At 70.7% G+C, this 18,003-nt stretch carries 19 protein-coding genes; 2 read left to right on the forward strand and 17 right to left on the reverse strand.

What is annotated here, in order from left to right:
* Position 1 precedes the first annotated feature (1 nt).
* The 3 genes from QWJ39_RS13195 to QWJ39_RS13205 form a co-directional block, all read right to left on the reverse strand.
* Positions 2–505: a regulatory protein RecX gene (locus QWJ39_RS13195; protein WP_290258308.1), complete on the reverse strand. Its 504-nt coding sequence runs from the start codon at positions 503–505 to the stop codon at positions 2–4.
* A gap of 58 nt (positions 506–563) precedes the next feature.
* Positions 564–1,613, reverse strand: coding sequence for a recombinase RecA (gene recA / locus QWJ39_RS13200; RefSeq protein ID WP_290258309.1), 1,050 nt, complete (start codon positions 1,611–1,613; stop codon positions 564–566).
* 252 nt (positions 1,614–1,865) lie between these two features.
* A complete protein-coding gene (locus tag QWJ39_RS13205) occupies positions 1,866–2,102 on the reverse strand; it encodes a DUF3046 domain-containing protein (RefSeq protein ID WP_290258310.1) in 237 nt (78 codons plus the stop codon).
* A gap of 53 nt (positions 2,103–2,155) precedes the next feature.
* On the opposite strand from QWJ39_RS13205, the gene QWJ39_RS13210 reads away from it, so the two are divergent.
* Positions 2,156–2,677 (forward strand): MarR family winged helix-turn-helix transcriptional regulator, encoded by a 522-nt coding sequence (locus QWJ39_RS13210; protein WP_290258311.1) that lies wholly within the window; start codon positions 2,156–2,158, stop codon positions 2,675–2,677.
* Positions 2,678–2,752: 75 nt separating this feature from the next.
* Here QWJ39_RS13210 and QWJ39_RS13215 read toward each other — a convergent pair whose 3' ends face one another.
* The 7 genes from QWJ39_RS13215 to QWJ39_RS13245 form a co-directional block, all read right to left on the reverse strand.
* The gene (locus tag QWJ39_RS13215) at positions 2,753–3,193 is read right to left on the reverse strand and encodes a helix-turn-helix transcriptional regulator (protein WP_290258312.1); all 441 of its coding nucleotides are present in this window, start codon (positions 3,191–3,193) and stop codon (positions 2,753–2,755) included.
* A gap of 138 nt (positions 3,194–3,331) precedes the next feature.
* Entirely contained in the window at positions 3,332–3,865 is a 534-nt protein-coding gene (locus QWJ39_RS13220) for a CinA family protein (RefSeq protein WP_290258313.1), read from the reverse strand.
* Complete coding sequence (gene pgsA / locus QWJ39_RS13225) at positions 3,862–4,500, reverse strand: CDP-diacylglycerol--glycerol-3-phosphate 3-phosphatidyltransferase (protein WP_290258314.1); 639 nt, start codon at positions 4,498–4,500, stop codon at positions 3,862–3,864. The genes QWJ39_RS13220 and pgsA overlap by 4 nt, the downstream gene beginning before the upstream one ends.
* Positions 4,501–4,525: 25 nt before the next feature.
* Entirely contained in the window at positions 4,526–7,435 is a 2,910-nt protein-coding gene (locus QWJ39_RS13230; RefSeq protein ID WP_290258315.1) for a DNA translocase FtsK, read from the reverse strand.
* 237 nt (positions 7,436–7,672) lie between these two features.
* Entirely contained in the window at positions 7,673–9,361 is a 1,689-nt protein-coding gene (locus QWJ39_RS13235) for a ribonuclease J (protein ID WP_290258316.1), read from the reverse strand.
* A 60-nt stretch (positions 9,362–9,421) separates the two neighbouring features.
* Positions 9,422–10,330 carry a 4-hydroxy-tetrahydrodipicolinate synthase gene (gene dapA / locus QWJ39_RS13240; protein ID WP_290258317.1) on the reverse strand — a complete coding sequence of 303 codons (909 nt, stop codon included), beginning with the start codon at positions 10,328–10,330 and terminating at the stop codon, positions 9,422–9,424.
* Positions 10,331–10,388: 58 nt separating this feature from the next.
* Entirely contained in the window at positions 10,389–10,769 is a 381-nt protein-coding gene (locus QWJ39_RS13245) for a hypothetical protein (RefSeq protein ID WP_290258318.1), read from the reverse strand.
* A 69-nt stretch (positions 10,770–10,838) separates the two neighbouring features.
* Here QWJ39_RS13245 and QWJ39_RS13250 point away from each other — a divergent pair, with 69 nt between their 5' ends.
* A complete protein-coding gene (locus tag QWJ39_RS13250) occupies positions 10,839–12,074 on the forward strand; it encodes a heparan-alpha-glucosaminide N-acetyltransferase domain-containing protein (protein WP_290258319.1) in 1,236 nt (411 codons plus the stop codon).
* Here QWJ39_RS13250 and QWJ39_RS13255 read toward each other — a convergent pair.
* The 7 genes from QWJ39_RS13255 to QWJ39_RS13285 form a co-directional block, all read right to left on the reverse strand.
* The gene (locus QWJ39_RS13255; RefSeq protein WP_290258320.1) at positions 12,071–12,565 is read right to left on the reverse strand and encodes a hypothetical protein; all 495 of its coding nucleotides are present in this window, start codon (positions 12,563–12,565) and stop codon (positions 12,071–12,073) included. The genes QWJ39_RS13250 and QWJ39_RS13255 overlap by 4 nt on opposite strands.
* Positions 12,565–13,323, reverse strand: coding sequence for a 4-hydroxy-tetrahydrodipicolinate reductase (gene dapB / locus QWJ39_RS13260; protein WP_290258321.1), 759 nt, complete (start codon positions 13,321–13,323; stop codon positions 12,565–12,567). The genes QWJ39_RS13255 and dapB overlap by 1 nt, the downstream gene beginning before the upstream one ends.
* A gap of 127 nt (positions 13,324–13,450) precedes the next feature.
* Positions 13,451–13,975, reverse strand: a complete 525-nt coding sequence (locus QWJ39_RS13265) for a molybdenum cofactor biosynthesis protein MoaE (protein WP_290258322.1) — start codon at positions 13,973–13,975, stop codon at positions 13,451–13,453.
* Entirely contained in the window at positions 13,965–14,444 is a 480-nt protein-coding gene (locus QWJ39_RS13270) for a MogA/MoaB family molybdenum cofactor biosynthesis protein (protein WP_290258323.1), read from the reverse strand. The genes QWJ39_RS13265 and QWJ39_RS13270 overlap by 11 nt, the downstream gene beginning before the upstream one ends.
* A gap of 65 nt (positions 14,445–14,509) precedes the next feature.
* The gene (gene moaC / locus QWJ39_RS13275; protein WP_290258325.1) at positions 14,510–15,007 is read right to left on the reverse strand and encodes a cyclic pyranopterin monophosphate synthase MoaC; all 498 of its coding nucleotides are present in this window, start codon (positions 15,005–15,007) and stop codon (positions 14,510–14,512) included.
* Complete coding sequence (gene glp, locus QWJ39_RS13280; RefSeq protein WP_290258326.1) at positions 14,995–16,224, reverse strand: gephyrin-like molybdotransferase Glp; 1,230 nt, start codon at positions 16,222–16,224, stop codon at positions 14,995–14,997. The genes moaC and glp overlap by 13 nt, the downstream gene beginning before the upstream one ends.
* Positions 16,225–16,306: 82 nt before the next feature.
* The gene (locus tag QWJ39_RS13285; protein ID WP_290258327.1) at positions 16,307–17,983 is read right to left on the reverse strand and encodes a molybdopterin-dependent oxidoreductase; all 1,677 of its coding nucleotides are present in this window, start codon (positions 17,981–17,983) and stop codon (positions 16,307–16,309) included.
* Positions 17,984–18,003 lie beyond the last annotated feature (20 nt).

Raw genomic sequence — 18,003 nt, forward strand, 5'->3', positions numbered from 1 at the left:
CTCAGTCATCCAAGGGCGGCACGTCGCCCGCGCCGCCGTCCTGCAGCGACGCGTCGATGACCTCGTTGACGATCCGGAACGCCTGTCCCGGCTGGTAGCCCTTCCGGGCGAGCATGGATGCCAGACGCCGGACGGCCTTGTCCCGTTCCGCCCGGTCCTCGAGGCCGCGCAGGGACCGCAGCTTCCGCTCCACCAGTTGCCGGGCAGCCGCGTCTTCCTGCTCGTCGGTCACCTGGGCGAGCGCCTCGGCCGCCGCGTCCTCCGCGACGCCCTTCTCGGCCAGTTCCCGGCGCAGGGCTCCCCTGGCGAGCTTCCGGTTTTCCGAGCGGCTCCTGACCCACATCCGGGCGAATTCCGCGTCGTCCACCAGCCGGACCGCCTCGAAGCGGTCCAGCACGGCCTCGGCCACGTCCTCGGGAATGTTCCGCTCGGCGAGTTTGCGCTCGAGCTGGTGCCGGCTCTTGGCGGAGCCGGTCAGCTGGCGCAGGATGATGGTGCGGGCCACCGACGCGGGGTCCGCGTCGGCGTCCAGCTCCGGCGCCGGTCGTTGAGAAGCCCGTGGCCTAGAACCCGTCAACGGCCTTCAGCTTCGGCGACTCTTCCGCGTCGGCTGCCTTGACGCCGACGCCGAGCTTTTCCTTGATCAGGCGCTCCAGCTCCGCTGCCAGCTCCGGGTTGTCACGGAGGAATCGGCGGGAGTTCTCCATGCCCTGGCCCAGCTGGTCACCGTCGTAGGTGAACCAGGAACCGGACTTCTTGATCAGGCCGTGCTCGACACCCATGTCGATGATGCCGCCCTCGCGGGAGATGCCCTGGCCGTAGATGATGTCGAATTCGGCGATCTTGAAGGGCGGGGCCATCTTGTTCTTGACGATCTTGGCCTTGGTCCGGTTGCCGACCGAGTCCGCGCCCTCCTTGAGGGTCTGGATCCGGCGGACGTCGATGCGGATAGAGGCGTAGAACTTCAGCGCCTTACCACCGGTGGTGGTTTCCGGGGAGCCGAAGAAGACACCGATCTTCTCGCGGAGCTGGTTGATGAAAATGGCGGTGGTCTTGGTCTGGCTCAACCGGCCGGTGATCTTACGCAGGGCCTGGCTCATCAGGCGGGCCTGCAGGCCGACGTGGCTGTCGCCCATGTCGCCTTCGATTTCGGCGCGGGGCACCAGCGCGGCGACGGAGTCGATCACGACGATGTCCAGCGAGCCGGAACCCACCAGCATGTCCATGATTTCCAGGGCCTGCTCACCGGTGTCAGGCTGCGAGACGAGCAGCGCGTCCGTGTCCACGCCCAGCTTGGCAGCGTATTCCGGGTCCAGGGCGTGTTCGGCATCGATGAAGGCCGCGATGCCGCCCTGGCGCTGGGCGTTGGCGACGGCGTGCAGCGCCACGGTGGTCTTACCGGAGGATTCGGGGCCGTAGATCTCTACGACGCGGCCGCGGGGCAGGCCGCCAATGCCAAGGGCGACATCCAGGGCGATGGAGCCGGTGGGAATGACCTCGATGGGGGCGCGGACTTCGTCGCCCAGGCGCATGACCGAGCCCTTGCCGAACTGCTTGTCAATCTGGGCGAGTGCTGCGTCGAGCGCCTTCTGGCGATCCGGGGCTGCGGCCATGATTCACACCTCAAAAACTTTCTCATTGGAGAGTGGCCGTCACGGCCGTTGCTGTCATCACCGACGTTAGGGGCAGCCACTGACAAAGTTGCCGCCGTCGTCGCGTATGTGGAAAACGCTCTGAAAAAAGCATAGCCCGACCCGAACAGATATTCGAACAATCCCACGGCGTGTCAGGCACCGCGGGAGGCCAGGCGCCCACGGTCCGGGCATGGTTCACCGGACCGGTTCCCGGGCCGACGTCGCCGTGGTTTAGTTCAGCGGGCCCTGGTCGCGGGGTTTGATGTCGCGGCCGAGCCGGCGCTCCGCGGGCACGTCCTGGACGTCACACATGGCCAGCCACACCTGTTTGGGCGGGATGCCGGCGCTCAGCGCCTGGTCCGCGGTGCGTCCTCCGACGCCGGCCAGGACCAGGGAACTGCTGAGGACGCGGGAGTAGCCGGCACCGAACTCGTCGTCCATGAGCCGCCAGAAGTCGCTGATTCGCACCGCACAAGTCTCTCACGGAAGCCGAGCCCGGGGCGGACCCTAGAATGGTTGCTATGAGCACCATTGACCACGCCGCGACCACGCCGGAGCAGGGTTCCGGGGCCGGCGCGGCCTCCCCCGACGAGTCCATCGCCGAGGTGGAACACCAGCTGAGCCTGCTGTGGCGGCGCGCCCGTTCCGTCTCGCAGCGGCTCTCCCGCGAGGTGCACCCGGATATGGAACCCGCCGCGTACGGCCTGCTCTCGGTGCTTCGGGCCCGGGGGCCGATCCGCCTGACCGAGCTGGCGGCCTGGCTGGGCGTGGGCAAGCCGTCGGTCAGCCGCCAGGTGGCGTTCCTGGAGGGCCTCGGCCTGGTGTCCAAGGCGGCGGACCCGCTGGACGGCCGGGCGCAAGCGATCAGCCTGACGGCCCTGGGCGAAGAAAAGATGCACCTGGTGCAGGACGCCCGGCGCGAGGTGTTCCGGGACCGGCTGGCGGAGTGGCCGGCCGGGGACCTGGCGGCTTTCGCCGGGTACATGGCCCGGCTCAATGCCAGCTACGAACGGGATGGCTTCCCGCGCGACGAAGACCTCTAAGAGACCTGCGGCGGTACGCAAAAGGTCCCCGGCACACCGCCGGGGACCTTTTCTATGCTTTGGGTGACGCTGGGTTTAGCGGGCGCCCGAGAGCAGTCCGGTTCCCAGTTCGTCGTTCAGTTCACTGTCCAAATCACGGCCGTACCGCTGGGAGAATTCCTGCGGAACGGTGTCCGGCACTGCCACGCCCTCGGCCACGGCGACACGGTCGCTGACCTCGCGGAGCATGCTGGAAAGCGGGACATCGAGGGCCGTGCAGATCGAGGAGAGCAGCTCCGAGGAGGCTTCCTTCTGGCCGCGCTCCACTTCGCTCAGGTAGCCCAGGGATACTCGGGCACTGTGCGAGACTTCGCGGAGGGTACGGCCCTGGCGCTGGCGGACGTCGCGCAGGACGTCGCCAATTTCGTGACGAAGTACAACCATCTTGCGCTCCTTCTGTTCGCTCTTAGCCTGATCGGCGAGGCCCACATCCTTCCAGCGGACAACGCCGTTTACGGATACGGGCTGCTTTACCATCTGTATCGCCTTGCTCCCTCGTTGGTCGGTTCGCCGTTTCGGTGCGAACGTCTCGGTGACTTCATCCTATGCGCCGCCCTTCTTCGGTGGCGACACAATGTAACAACTATTCGAAATCACGTTTTGTTCCCCGTTACTTTACGGTCCGGTAGCACCGCCGACGGCGTCGAGCAGCCGTTCGAGTGCGGCGCCGCAGGAGAGCGCCCGGATCTCCTGACGGCTGCCCTCGAAACGGTAGGGGTACGACGCCGCGCCCTCCGCGGTGGCGACGCCGATGAAGACGGTGCCCACGGGTTTGCCGTCGTGGGCGTCGGGGCCGGCGACGCCGGTGGTGGAGACGCCGACGTCGGCGCCGCACGCGCGGCGGGCGCCCGCGGCCATGGCGGCGGCCACGTCCCCGTCGACCGATCCGGCCGTCTCGAGGAGGGCCTCCGGGACCCCGAGCACCGCGGCCTTGACCTCGTTGGCGTAGGCGACCACGCCGCCGCGGAGCATCGCGGAGGCGCCGGGCGTGTCGGCGAGGACGGCGGCGACCATGCCGGCCGTGAGGGACTCGGCCGTGGCTACCGTCAGGCCGGCGGCAACGGACCGCTCCACGGCTTCGCCGGCGAGGCGGTGCAGGTTGGGGTGGGCTCCCGGGTGCAGGTTCAGGTGGGCTTCAGGGCCGGTCACGGGGTGCCCTCCTGGATCTTCTGCTGCTGCGCCTTGATGCCGCGGGCGCGGAGCTTCATGGCCTCGATGACGTACTCGGCGCCGGTCCAGACGGTGATGGCGAGGGCCGCGAGCATCACGATGAAGCCCAGCACGCCCAGCCACGGGGCGATCGCGGCGAGCGGGACGACGTAGAGGAAGATCGCCGCGGTCTGCACGACGGTCTTGAGCTTGCCGCCGCGGGAGGCGGGAATCACGCCGTAGCGGATAACGAAGAAGCGCAGGGCGGTGATGCCCCACTCGCGGATCAGGATCAGGGCGGTCACCCACCAGGGCAGTTCACCCAGCAGGGAGAGCATCACCAGGGCCGAGCCGATCAGCAGCTTGTCGGCGATGGGGTCCGCGATCTTGCCGAAGTCGGTGACCAGGCCGCGGCTGCGGGCGATATCGCCGTCGAGCTTGTCCGTATAGATGGCGACGGCGAAGACGGCGACGGCGGCCCAGCGCCACGGCCCGTTGCCGGCGTGCAGGCCCGGGGCATCCGCAACGAGGCACCAGATGAAGAAGGGCACCAGCGCGATCCGCAGCATCGTCAGGATGTTGGGCAGGTTCCAGATCTGCGGGGCGGACCCGGGGTTGTTCTCGGCGCTAGTCACTCTCTTAGGCTACCGTCTGCACCGGTTACCGGCCGGTGAGCGACCAGGCGTCCTCGGAGCCCTCGTCCTCGCCGCCGTCCGCGCCGTCGTAGTAGTCGACGCTTTGGGCGCGGTTGTCCAAGTCCGCCGCCACGAGGTCCTCGGCGTAGCCGCCCTGGGCGACGTTGGCGTTGGCGTTGTCGCTCAGCGCGGCGGTCTGCGAGTCGGCCGCGGCCGGGGCCTCCTGGCCCTTCATGGCCGCCAGCACGGCCGCGAGGTCGTCCGGCTTGACCAGCACGTCGCGGGCCTTGGAACCCTCGGAGGGTCCCACCACTCCCCTGGATTCGAGCAGGTCCATGAGCCGGCCGGCCTTGGCGAAGCCGACGCGGAGCTTGCGCTGCAGCATCGAAGTGGAGCCGAACTGCGTGGTGACCACCAGTTCGGTGGCCTGCAGCAGCACCTCGAGGTCGTCTCCGATGTCGTCGTCGATCTGCTTCTTTTCCGCCTCGGGGGCGACGTCCTCGCGGTAGACGGCCTGCAGCTGGCCCTTGACGTGCTCGACCACCTTGTGGATCTCGGATTCGGTGACCCAGGCGCCCTGGACGCGCATGGCCTTGGAGGCGCCCATCGGCAGGAAGAGGGCGTCGCCCTGGCCGATCAGCTTCTCCGCGCCGGGCTGGTCGAGGACGACGCGGGAGTCGGTGACCGAGGAGGTGGCGAACGCCATCCGGGACGGGACGTTGGCCTTGATCAGGCCGGTGACGACGTCCACCGAGGGCCGCTGCGTGGCGAGCACCAGGTGGATGCCGGCGGCGCGGGCCAGCTGGGTGATGCGTACGATCGAGTCTTCGACGTCGCGCGGGGCGACCATCATCAGGTCGGCGAGCTCGTCCACGATCACCAGCAGGTACGGGTAAGGGCGGATGACGCGCTTGGAGTCCACGGGCGGGTGGACCTTCCCGGCGCGGACGGCCTTGTTGAAGTCGTCAATGTGCTTGAAGCCGTAGTTGGCCAGGTCGTCGTAGCGGGCGTCCATCTCGCGGACCACCCACTGCAGCGCCTCGGCGGCCTTCTTGGGGTTGGTGATGATGGGGGTGATCAGGTGCGGGACGCCCTCGTAGGCGGTCAGTTCCACGCGCTTGGGGTCCACCATAACCATGCGCACCTCGTCCGGGGTGGCGCGCATCAGGATCGAAGTGATCATCGAGTTCACGAACGAGGACTTACCGGCACCGGTGGCACCGGCCACGAGCAAGTGGGGCATCTTGGCGAGGTTGGCCACGACGTAGCCGCCCTCGACGTCCTTGCCGACGCCCATCACCATCGGGTGGTCCGTGCGGCGGGCGTTCTGGCTGCGGAGGACATCGCCCAACGAGACGGTCTCGCGGTCCGTGTTGGGGATCTCGATGCCGATCGCGGACTTGCCCGGGATGGGGCTGAGGATCCGGACGTCGGAGCTGGCCACCGCGTAGGAGATGTTCTTGGACAGGGCCGTGACGCGTTCGACCTTGGTGCCGGGCGAGAGTTCGATCTCGTACCGGGTGACGGTGGGGCCGCGGCTGAAGCCGGTCACGGTGGCGTCCACGTTGAACTGGGTCAGGGTGTCGGTCAGGGCGGCGACGACGGCGTCGTTGGCCTCCGTGCGCTCCTTGGGGATGGAGCCCGGGGTCAGGAAGTCCGAGGCCGGCAGCGTGTAGGTGACGTCCCCGGCGAGGGAGAGCTGCTCGGTCCGCTGCGGGATCGGGGTGGGCTGCGGTGCGGGGGCGACGGGGTTGGCCGGGACCTTGGGCGCGGCGGCGGCGCCCGCGGTGACGGACCCGGCGGCGATCATGCCGGGGGTGATTTGCGGGATCGCTTCGGTGGCGTTCTCCGGAGTGGCGCCGTCCGCCGCGGCGCCCAGGCCCTGGGCGGCCTTGATCTTCTCGACGGCGATCTCGGCCTGGGTGGGCCGGCGCACGCCGGGCGCGACGGCGGGTGCCTTCCGGCCGCGGCGGCCGCCGTCGTCGTGGGCGTCGTCGGGTTCGTCGTCGACGACGGCGTGCTCGAAGGCCTCGTCGCCGACGTAGCCCTCGAGGCGGGCGTCGGCGGCGTCCTGGTCCTTGCCGAAGAGCCGCTTGCGCTTCTTCTTCGGCGCGGGGGCGTCGTTCTCGTAGAGGTAGCTGCGGTCGTGGGAGTTGGTCTCCGGCTCGTCCCGGAGATCGATGCCCATGAGGTGTTCGTAGGCGCCGCGGATCCGGGAGGGAATGGCGCCGAACGGTGTGGCCGTGACGATCAGCAGGGAGGTGAACGCGAGCAGGCTGTAGAGGGCCACCGGGACGGCGGGGTGGATGGTGGCCAGCGGCGCGGCGGCGAGGTAGCCGAGCATGCCGCCGGCGCGGCGGAGGCCGTCGAAGCCCTCGGCGACGCCGGGCTGGCCGCCGATGATGTGGGCGAGGCCGCAGCCGGCGAAGGTCATGATGAGGAAGCCGATACCGACGCGGTTGTTGCCGCGGCCGTCCACCGGCTGGCGGAAGAGCCGGAAGGCGCAGACGAACAGCATCAGCGGCAGGAGCAGGGTCATCCAGCCGAACGTGCCGTTGACGATCCCGTAGACCAGGTCCGGGAGCCAGCCGCGGAAGCCCCACCAGGCGAAGGTTGCCACGAAGACGCCGAGGACCAAGTTGAACAGGGCGGCGCCGTCGCGGCGGTCCTCGGGGTGGAGGTCGCTGACGTCGGAGCCGATGCGGCGGATCCCGGCGCCCAGGACGTGCCCGACGCCGAGCCAGGCGCCAGCGACGACGCGGACCAGCCAGGGCTGGTGCGGCTCGACGGCGGCCATCTGCCGGGTGCGGGCCGTCCCCTGCGTGCGGGATTTGGACGCGGCTGCGCCGGAGCCTTTGGCCGAAGATGTGCCTGATTTGCCCCGCGGGCTGCCGCTTGAGTTGCCTCTAGGCGCGGAAGTAGTTCGTGTCGCCATACCTGCCACGGTACCCGAGGACCGGCCGGATGCCCCGGATTTCCGGGGCGGAGCGGGCCATGTTGGCGCTCCCCGGCCCGGCGTTCCCCCTGCCCGGCGGGCTCACGGCGCGCCCCCGTCCCTGGCGGCCTCACGGCGCGGCGGGGCCGGTTAACGCCGGACGGCTCCCCCGGCCGGGCCGCGCGGGGGCGGAACCGGCGGGAGGAGCCGTTCGGGTGCTGCTGGTGCTGCCGGGGCCTACGCCTCGAGGACCACCGGGATGATCATCGGCTTGCGGCGCAGCTTGCGGTTGACCCAGGTACCGATAACCCGGCGGACAACCTGCTGCAGCTGCTGCGTGGTGTGGTCGCGGTTCTTGACGGCGTCCTCGAGCGCGGCGTTGATCTTCGGGATGATCTCGTCGAAGACCGAGTCGTCCTCCGCGACGCCGCGGGCGTGGATCTCCGGGCCGGAGACGACCTTGCCGGTGGCGCGGTGGATGACGGTGACGATCGAGATGAAGCCCTCGTCGCCGAGCGTCTGGCGGTCCTTGAGGTCCGCCTCGGTGACCTCGCCAACGCTGGAGCCGTCGACGTAGACGAAGCCGACCTCGACCTGGCCGACGATGTCCGCCTCGTGATCGCGCAGGTCGATCACGGTGCCGTTGTCGGCCAGCAGGATGCTTTCCTCCGGCACGCCGGAGTCCAGGGCGATCTTGCCGTTGGCGATCAGGTGCCGGGTCTCGCCGTGAACCGGCATGGCGTTCAGCGGCTCGAGGATGTTGTAGCAGTAGAGCAGCTCGCCGGCGGCGGCGTGGCCGGAGACGTGCACCTTGGCGTTGCCCTTGTGGATCACGTCCGCGCCGAGCTTGAGCAGGCCGTTGATGATGCGGAAGACGGCGTTCTCGTTGCCCGGGATCAGGCTGGAGGCAAGGATGACGGTGTCGCCCTGTCCGACGACGACGCGGTGGTCGCCGTTGGCCATGCGGGACAGCGCGGCCATCGGCTCGCCTTGGGAACCGGTGGACATCAGCACCACGCGGTTGTCCGGCAGGTTGTCAATGTTCTTGATGTCCACCAGGATGCCGGCGGGCACCTCGAGGTAGCCGAGCTTGGCGGCGATGGCCATGTTGCGGACCATGGACCGGCCGACGAAGGCGACCTTGCGGTTGTGGTTGGCCGCGGCGTCGAGCACCTGCTGGACGCGGTGCACGTGCGAGGAGAAGGAAGCGACGATGATGCGCTTGGACGCCTGGCCGAAGAGGCGGTCCAGGGTGGGGCCGATCTCCTTTTCCGCGGTGGTGAAGCCGGGAACGTCGGCATTGGTGGAGTCCGAGAGGAACAGGTCCACGCCTTCCTCGCCGAGCTTTGCGAAGTGGCGCAGGTCGGTGATGCGGCCATCGAGGGGCAGCTGGTCCATCTTGAAGTCACCGGTGTGCAGCACGGTGCCCCCGGCGGTGCGCAGGAAGACCGCGAGGGCGTCCGGGATGGAGTGGTTGACGGCCACGAACTCGCACTCGAAGGGGCCGAACTTCTCGACCTGGCCCTCGTTGACGATCATGGTGGTCGGCTTGATCCGGTGTTCCTGCAGCTTGGCCTCGATCAGCGCCAGGGTCAGCTGCGAGCCGACGAGGGGGATGTCGTTGCGCAGGCGCAGCAGGTACGGGACGGCGCCGATGTGGTCCTCGTGGCCGTGGGTGAGGATAACGGCGACGACATCGTCCAGGCGCTTCTCGATGTAGGAGAAGTCCGGGAGGATCAGGTCCACGCCGGGCTGGGTCTCCTCGGGGAAGAGGACGCCGCAGTCAACGATCAGCAGCTTGCCGCCGATTTCGAAGACCGTCATGTTGCGGCCGATCTCGCCGAGGCCGCCCAGCGGGACGATCCGCAGGGTGTTGGCGGCCAGTTTCGGCGGCGTGACGAGGCCGGGGAGGGCGGTTTGGGTCATAGTGCACTACTTTCCAGGCGGGGCATGGCAGGTCGGGGCGTGATGCGGCGCGGGGCCGGATCAGGCGTAGACGAGCCCGGCCTCCGCCAAGTCCTCGCGGATTGTTTCGATCTCGGCTTCGCCCGGCTCCACGAGGGGCAAACGGACAACCGAGTTGGGCAGGACTCCCTGCCACTTGAGAACTTGCTTCGCAGCTACAGCGCCCTGAATGTGGGTCATCACTGCACGGACCACGGGGTCCAGTTCGAAATGTAGGGTGCGGGCGGTGGCAAAGTCGCCCGCAAGCGCGGCGTCGATCATGGCCCGGAACTGCCGGGTCGCGACGTGCGCGGAAACACTGACAAGCCCGACGGCGCCGGCGGCCATCCAGGGCAGGGTGAGGCCGTCGTCGCCGGAGTAGACGTCAAGGTCCGTGTTGGCCAGCACCTTGGTGACGGCGGCGAAGTCGGCCTTGGCGTCCTTGAGGGCGACGATCCGGGGGTGGTCCGCCAGCCGGATCATGGTCTCGGGAAGGATCGGGACGCCGGCGCGGCCGGGGATATCGTAGACCATGACGGGCAGGTCCGCCGCGTCGGCGACAGCCTCGATGTGCGCCTGGATGCCGGCCTGGCTGGGCTTGTTGTAATACGGGGTGACGATCAGCTGGCCGTGGGCGCCGGCCTTGGCGGCCCGCTTGGCCATCTCGATCGAGTGCGAGGTGTGGTTGGTGCCGGTACCGGCGATGACCTTGGCCCGGTCCCCCACCGCCTCGACGATGACGCGGAACAGCTTTTCCTTTTCGTCGTCCTCCAGGGTGGAGGTCTCGCCGGTAGTGCCGGAGATGACGAGGGCGTCGTTGCCGTCGTCGACGAGCTTGGAGGCCAGTTCGGCGGACTTCTGATAATCGACGTCACCATCGTTCGTGAACGGCGTGACCATGGCGGTCACGAGGGTTCCAAACGTGTAAGAGCGAATGTCAGAGTCAGCCATGGCAAAAACGTTACCTTGTCCCCGCAGTGTTAGGACAATAAAGGCAACGTGACGCGCATCATCCCCGTTCGGGCGCGGCACCCGGCGCGGCACCCGCTGCGGCGCCGCCCGCGTTGCCAGGCGCGGCGCAGTAGCGGCCCACCGCCTGCTCCCGCAGCGACTCCGCCCACGCGGCCAGCCGCTGCGCCGCGCGGACGTAGTGGAAGAGCTCGATCGGCGTGAGCGCCTCGACATCGGTCTCGGCGAGCCGGCGTGCCAGTTCGGCGCCGGGTTGCTGGGCGGACAGGGCGGTTCCCTCGTTGTGCCAGGTGAGGTCCTCCGCGGCTTCCCCGGCCACCAGCCGGCGGAACAGGAAATCGACGACGCCGGGGCTCATGGCCTTGAGGACCCCGGAGGACGGCCCGAACCCGGCCGGCTGCGGTTCTGGTGGATGGTTCATGCCGCTATCTTATTCGAACATATATTCGAACACAAGGGTCGCGACCGGCCCTCGTGAGACGATCGAGCCATGACCTCCCGCGGTACCGCTCCCCGTTCCAGGACCGCCGGCGGGACGCCCCGGACGCCCCGCCTGACCGGCGTCGACGCCGCCCGGGGCCTGGCGCTGCTGGGGATGATGGCCACCCACGCCCTGCCCACCTTCGAGGCCGACGCGGCACTCACCCCCACCTGGGTGGGCCTGGCGTTCTCGGGCCGGGCTGCGGCGTTGTTCGCGGTCCTGGCCGGGGTGGGCCTGGCGCTGTCCACAGGCAAGGAGCAGCCTTACGCCGGGCGCGAGCTCTGGGCGGCGCGGCGCGGGGTGGCCCTGCGGGCCCTGGTGGTGGCCGCCGTCGGGCTCACCCTGGGGGCCCTCGAGGTGAACATCGCCGTCATCCTGGTGCATTACGCCGTCCTGTTCCTCTGCATCCTGCCCTTCCTCGGGCTGCGGCCGGGGCGCCTGTTCGCGTTCGCCACCGGGTGGCTGCTGGCCAGCCCGGTGCTCGCCTACCTGCTGCGCCCGTGGCTGCTGGCACCGGAGCCGCCGCTGCAACTGGGGCACAACCCCGGCTGGGCGGATCTCGCGGAGCCCGCCCGGGTGGCCGGCGACCTGTTGCTCACCGGCTACTACCCGGTGGTGCAGTGGCTGACGTACCTGTTGATCGGACTCGCGCTCGGCCGGCTGCCTTTGGGCCGGGTCGGTCTGCAGGTCAGCCTGGTGGCCGCCGGGACGGTCGCCGCCGTCTTCGCGAAGTGGTTCGCCGGGGTGCTGATGGAGGACCGGGGCGGCCGGGCGGCGCTGCAGGCGGCCATCGGTGACCCCGACTATCCGCTGGCGTCCCTGCTGCAGGTCAACCTCGCCGGCGTGGACCAGTCTGGCTCGGCTTGGTGGCTGGCCACCGCCGCCCCGCACTCGGGCACCAGCCTGGACCTGCTGCACACCTCCGGGGTCGCGGCCGCCGTGCTGGGCGTCTGCCTGCTGCTGGCCCGGCTGGCGGACTGGTTGGAGCTGGACCTGCTCCGCCCCCTGCGCGGCGCCGGTGCGATGACGCTCAGCCTGTACACGGCACACGTGTGCGTCATGGCGTCCCTGCACGGCCACCCGTTGCCGTCCGGGTGGAGCCCCGATGGCGTCTTCTGGGCGCAGGCGCTGGCGGTCCTGGCGCTGGGCTGGGTCTTCGCGACACTGTCCTGGCGGGGGCCGCTGGAGTGGGCCGGCCACGGCGCGAACCTGCTGGGCCGGGGCCGAACCCTCGCGGGCCGCTAGGCCGGTCGGTCCGCGGTGTTCCCGCCGTCGCGGTAAAGGCGGACGGCGTCGCGCATGGCCGCGCGGGCGCGCTTCCGGTCGCCGGCGGCGTCGTAGGCGCAGCTGAGCCGGAACCAGGACCGCCAGTCATCCGGCGCGGCTTCCGCCTCGACGCGGTACTTCTCAAATTCGGCGTCCGCGGCCTCGCGGATGATCCGCCCGGCGGGGGTGCGCGGCAGGGTGTCCTCCGGCAGGCCGCCCTCGGCCTCGAGGATCTTGGCCAGGCGTTCGGTGCGGGCGCCGAAGAGCAGTTCCCGCACCAGCGCCCAGGCCCCGATGATGGGCAGCAGCAGGTAGGCCAGGCCCAGGGCCTTGGCCACCAGGTTGGGGTCGCCGAGCAGCAGCACCGAGCGCTGCAGCGAGACCACCAGGTAAAAGACGAGCAGGAGCGTCACCGCGCCCACCCAGATCTTGGTGCGGTTTGCCTTGAAGGCGGCCAGGACGTTTGCCATCAGAGGCCCAGGTCCAGGTAGCCGTCCAGGCCCACGGTGAGGCCCGGGTGCGCCGCGACATTGCGGACACCCAGCAGCACGCCGGGCATGAAGGAGGCGCGATCGAACGAGTCGTGGCGGAAGGTCAGCTGCTCGCCGGGCCCGCCGAGCAGGACCTCCTGGTGGGCCACCAGGCCGCGGAGCCGGACGCTGTGGACCCGGACGCCGTCGACGTCGCAGCCGCGGGCGCCGGGGCGCTCGCTGGTGGTGGCGTCGGGGCTGGGGGCCACGCCGGCGGCGTCGCGCTCGGCGGCGATGAGCTGTGCCGTGCGCACGGCGGTGCCGGAGGGGGCGTCCACCTTGTCCGGGTGGTGAAGTTCGATAATCTCGACCGATTCGAAGTAGCGGGAGGCCTTGGCGGCGAAGGCGGAGGCCAGGACCGAGCCCAGCGCGAAGTTGGGGGCGATCAGCACCCCGGTCTCCGGCCGGCCGGCGAGGAGGGCGGTGAGCCGGTCCAGGCGCCCGGCGTCCCAGCCGGTGGTGCCGACGACGGCGTGCATCCCGTGGTCGACGGCGAAGCGGACGTTCGCCTCGGTGCTCTCGGGAACGGTCAGGTCGACGACGATCTGTGCGCCGGCCTCCGTGAGGGTTTCGAGGGAATCGCCCCGGCCGAGGGCGGCAACGAGGGTGAGGTCTTCGGCGGCGTCGATGGCCTTGACGGCCTCCGCGCCCATGCGTCCGTTGGCGCCAAGGACGGCGACGGCGAGTTGTTCGGTCATGTGCTCAACCCTACCGCCGGGGCGCTGGCCGGCCTGAACCGTTACCGCCCGGACCGGCCCCGCGTAACGGGGCACGCGCCGCGGGCGGCTGGCTGCGGGCGTCGGCGGGCACACGCCGCCGGAGGCGTTACTCCCCCGCGCCTACCCATTCGACGGTGCCGTCGCTGAAGAACTGTTCCTTCCAGATCGGCACCTGTTCCTTGATCCGGTCCACCAGTTCGGCGCAGACGGCGAAGGCCTGCCCGCGGTGCGCGGCGGAGACGGCGCAGACCAGGGCCGGGTCGCCGATCTCCAGCATGCCCGTGCGGTGCGCGGCCCAGATCCGGACCGGCTTGGACTCCGTGCCGGCGGCGGCGTGTTCGGCGACGAGCCCGGCGACGACGTCGGCCATCACCTGGTGGGCGGTGGGGTGCGCACTGTAGCTCAGCCTGTCCACCGGCTTGCCGCCGTCGTGGTTGCGGACGACGCCGCTGAAGCTGACGACGGCGCCGGCCGTGTCCGACTCCACGGCGGCGATGGCCTGGTCGACGGAGATGGGCTCGGCGCTGAGGACGGCGTGGACGATGTCGAACGTGGCGCCGCCGACGGCTGTGGTGGCGGCTGTGGTGGCGTCGGGGTTGGTGGCGTCGGGGTTGGTGGCGTCAGTGCCCATGGGTGCCTTCCAGCTGGTCGCAGAGGTGCCCGAGGATCGGGTCGAGGACGCCAAGGCCGTCCATCACGCCCTTGGGCGATCCGGGCAGGTTGACGATGAAGGTGGTGCCCGCGACGCCGGCGTGGCCGCAGCTGAGCAGCGCTGTGGGTGTCTTGGCGGCGCCGACGGCCCGCAGCCCCTCCATGATGCCGGGGATCTCGCGGTCCAGCAGCGGCAGGGTCTGTTCCGGAGTGGCGTCGGTGGGGCTGAGGCCGGTCCCCCCGCTGGTGATGATCACCGCGGGGCGCTGGCTGAGCAGGGCGCGCAGGGCGGCGCCGACCGGTTCGCCGTCGGGAACCACCAGAGGCGGGTACGTCTCGAAGCCGTGCTCGGTCAGCCAGTCCGCGATGACGGGGCCGGTGAGGTCCTCGTAGACCCCGGCCGCGGCGCGGGTGGAGGCGATCACGATCCCGGCCTTCCGGCCGGTCACCTCGCCGTGGGTATGGGGTTCCCCTTGCGTGCGTGGTTCCCCGTGGGAGTGGGGTTCGTGGCTGCTCACAGGGTCCAGTCCCCGCTCTTGCCGCCGCTCTTGGCCAGGACCTTGATGTCGTTGAGCACGGCGTGCTTGTCGACGGCCTTGATCATGTCGTAGACGCTCAGGGCGGCGACGGAGACCGCGGTGAGGGCCTCCATCTCCACCCCGGTCACGCCGCGGGTCTTCACGGTGGCGAAGACGGTGACGGTGTCCGTGCCGAGCTCGAAGTCCACCGTGACCTTGCTGATGGGCAGCGGGTGGCACAGCGGGATAAGCTCCGGCGTCTTCTTGGCGGCCATGATGCCGGCGACCCGGGCGACGGCGAGCGCGTCGCCCTTGGGGAGGTCCCCGGACCCCAGGAGCGCGAGGACCTCCGCGGTGCTGTGCACGGTGGCGGTGGCGGTGGCCTCGCGGGTGGTCTCGGCCTTGGTGGAGACATCGACCATCTGGGCGGTGCCGTCCCGGCGGAGATGGGTCAGCGCGGGCGGGGAGAGTTCTGCGTCGTTCACAGCACCCATACTTCCACCTCATCGTCGGCGGCGAGCTCCGGGGTACCGGCCGGGACGTGCACCAGGGCGTTGGAGAGGGCCAGGGCGTGCACCAAGTGTGAGCCGGGGCCGCCCTCCAGGTGCACGGTGCCGTCCGGGGTAAGGGTCCCCCGCCGGACCTGGTGCTTGGCCGCGGGCGAGGTCAGCGGGGCGGCCAGCCGGGCGCGGACGGCCGTCCGGCCCGCGGGACTGCCGAGCAGCCCGGTGAGGACGGGACGGAGGAACATCTCGAAGGAGACCAGGCAGCTGACCGGGTTGCCGGGGAAGCACAGCACCGGGACGCCGTCGAAGGTGCCCAGCCCCTGGGGTCCGCCCGGCTGCATGGCGACGGAGCCGAATTCGACGCCGTGGCCCTCCAGGGCCTGCCGGACCACCTCGTAGGCGCCCTTGCTGACGCCGCCGGTGGTGATGATGAGGTCCACCGAGGGCGCGTGGGCGCGGAGCAGCCGCTCGAGGGCGGCCGGGTCGTCCGCGGTGATGCCGGCGCGGGTGACGGCCAGGCCGGCCTGCCGTAGCCCGGAGTCGAGCAGGGTGGAGTTGGCGTCGTAGATCTTGCCGGCCTCCAGCGGCGTGCCCGGGGCCACCACCTCGTCGCCGGTGGTGACCAGCAGCACCGTCGGGGCGGCGTGCACCGGTGCCTCGGCGAGGCCCAGGGCGGCGAGCAGTCCCAGCTGCCCGGGGCCCAGGTAGGTGCCGGCGGCCAGTGCCCGCGTCCCGGCGGCGATGTCGCTGCCGGCGGCGCGGACGTAGGTTCCTGTGGCCGTGGCGGGCAGCCGGACGGTGGCGGGGCTGCCGGGTTCGGGGAAGACGTCCGGCTCGGCCGCTTCGATCGGTACGACGGCGTCCGCACCCGGCGGGATCATTGCCCCGGTCATGATCGGGGCCGCGGTCCCGGCGGCCAGGGCGGCGGGTTGGGCGCCTGCGGGCACCGGGTCGGTGACGCGCAGCTCGGTGCCGCCCTCGGCCAGGTCCGCGCTGCGCACGGCGTATCCGTCCATTTGGGAGTTGGCGAACGGCGGGAGGTCCAGCGGCGCGGTAATGTTTCGGGCCAGTCCGCGGCCCAGCGCGTCGGCCAGCGGCACGGTGTCGGTGCGGACGGCGAGGCCTGCCAGCAGTGCGCGGACCTTATCCCGGTGCGCCTCGACGCTGGCCGGTCCCGCCTTGGCGGGCTGGGGTCGGGAGTGCATGGGTGCGTGTCCTTCGGCTCGGCGGGCTGGGTTTCTCGGCGGACTGGGGTTCTGGTGTGGCAGGGGTCTGGCGGCGCTCCGGTTAGGAGGTCACGTCAACTGTAACCGTGTGGTATCCGGTGGCTCCGTCCGGCGCGACGGGGGCCTGTGCCTCCACCTGGACGGCTCCCGTGGCGTCCGTGGCGCGGACCTGCACCTCGTAGCTGCCCGGCCCCAGCGGCAGGGCCAGTCTCCATTGCCGCCAGGTGTCAGCGGAGATGCCGGGGGCCAGCTCGGCGGCCTTCCAGTCGCCGCGGTTCACCCGCACCTCCACGGCGCGGATCCCCCGGTGCTGGGCCCAGGCCACCCCGCCGAAGGTCACCGTCCCGGCCGGGACCTTCCGGCCCGCGCGGGGCACGTCGATCCGGGACGAGGTCTTGATCGGCCCGCGCTCGCTCCAGCCGCGCGGGGTCCAGTAGCCCTCGTCGGCGGCGAAGCGGGTGACCTTCAGCTCGGTGAGCCACTTGGTGGCCGAGACGTAGCCGTAGAGGCCGGGGACGACAAGGCGCACCGGGAAGCCGTGTTCCAGCGGCAGCGGCGCACCGTTCATGCCGATAGCCAGGATCGCGTCCCGGTTGTCCGTGAGGGCCTCCAGCGGCGACCCGGCGGTCCAGCCGTCCACGCTGCGCGAGAGCACCATGTCCGCGCCCTGTTGCGGTCCGGCCTGTGCCAGCAGCTCGCGGACCGGCCAGCCCAGCCACCGGGCGTTGCCGATAAGGTCCCCGCCCACCTCGTTGGACACGCAGGCGATGGTGATGTGCCGTTCGATCAGGGGTTTGGCGAGCAGCGCCTGGAAGTCGAGTTCCACTGGCCGGTCCACCATCCCGGTGACCGTGAGCTTCCAGGTCCGGGGATCCACCACAGGGACGCGCAGGGCGGTGTCGATCCGGTAGAAATCGTCCGCCGGGGTCACCAGCGGGCCCTGGCCTGGCAGTTGCTGGTCCGCGCCGGCGGGAACGGGCGGGGCGGCCGAGGCGGGGGCGGGAAGCGCCAGGGTGCTGCGGTAGCCGGTGACGGCGGCGGTGGCGCCGCGGAGCGTGCCGGCGAGCACGCCGCCGAGGGCCGCGACGCCCGCCGTGATGGAGAAGTTGCGCAGGAACCGGCGTCGGGTGGCCGGTTCCTTCCCGGTGTCCGGGGCCGGCAGTGCCGCTGGGAGTGTCTCCGGCGGCGTCTCCGGCTCTAACGCTCTATCCGGCGCCGTGGCACCGCGCGTCTCCTCCGCCGTCGTCCGCCAGTCACGGAGGGCGCCGATCAGCCAGCGCAGCAGCACGACGGCGACAGCGGCGGCCAGCAGCGGGGCGGGCACGGCAGCCCCGTCCGCCTCCGGCCGGCCCAGCACCGCCGCGAGTCCGGCCAGTCCGAACACCGCGACGACGGCCGCCCCGGCGAAGCGGCGGCGCAGTTCCAGGACCCCGGCGACGGCGGCCAGCACGGCGATCGCCAGGCCCATGCCGGTGAGCAGGGCGAGTTTGTCGGCGGTGCCGAACAGGGAGATGGCCCACTCCTTGACGCCGGGCGGGACGGCGTCGATCACGGCGCCGCCCACCGCTGTCACGGGAGAGACCGAGGGGCTCAGCAACCCGGCCGCGAGCTCCCCGGCGGCCACGCCGGCTCCCACCGCGGCCAACCCGGAGGCCGCCGCCCAGCGGGACACGCGCGGGCCCACGGATTTCGGCCCGGGCGGTCCCGGTCGCTGCGCCACCGGCTGCGGGGTATTCATCCTCCCAGCATAGATTCGCC

Origin of the sequence: Arthrobacter sp. YD4 (assembly GCF_030410515.1) — a bacterium.
GTDB lineage: Bacteria > Actinomycetota > Actinomycetes > Actinomycetales > Micrococcaceae > Arthrobacter.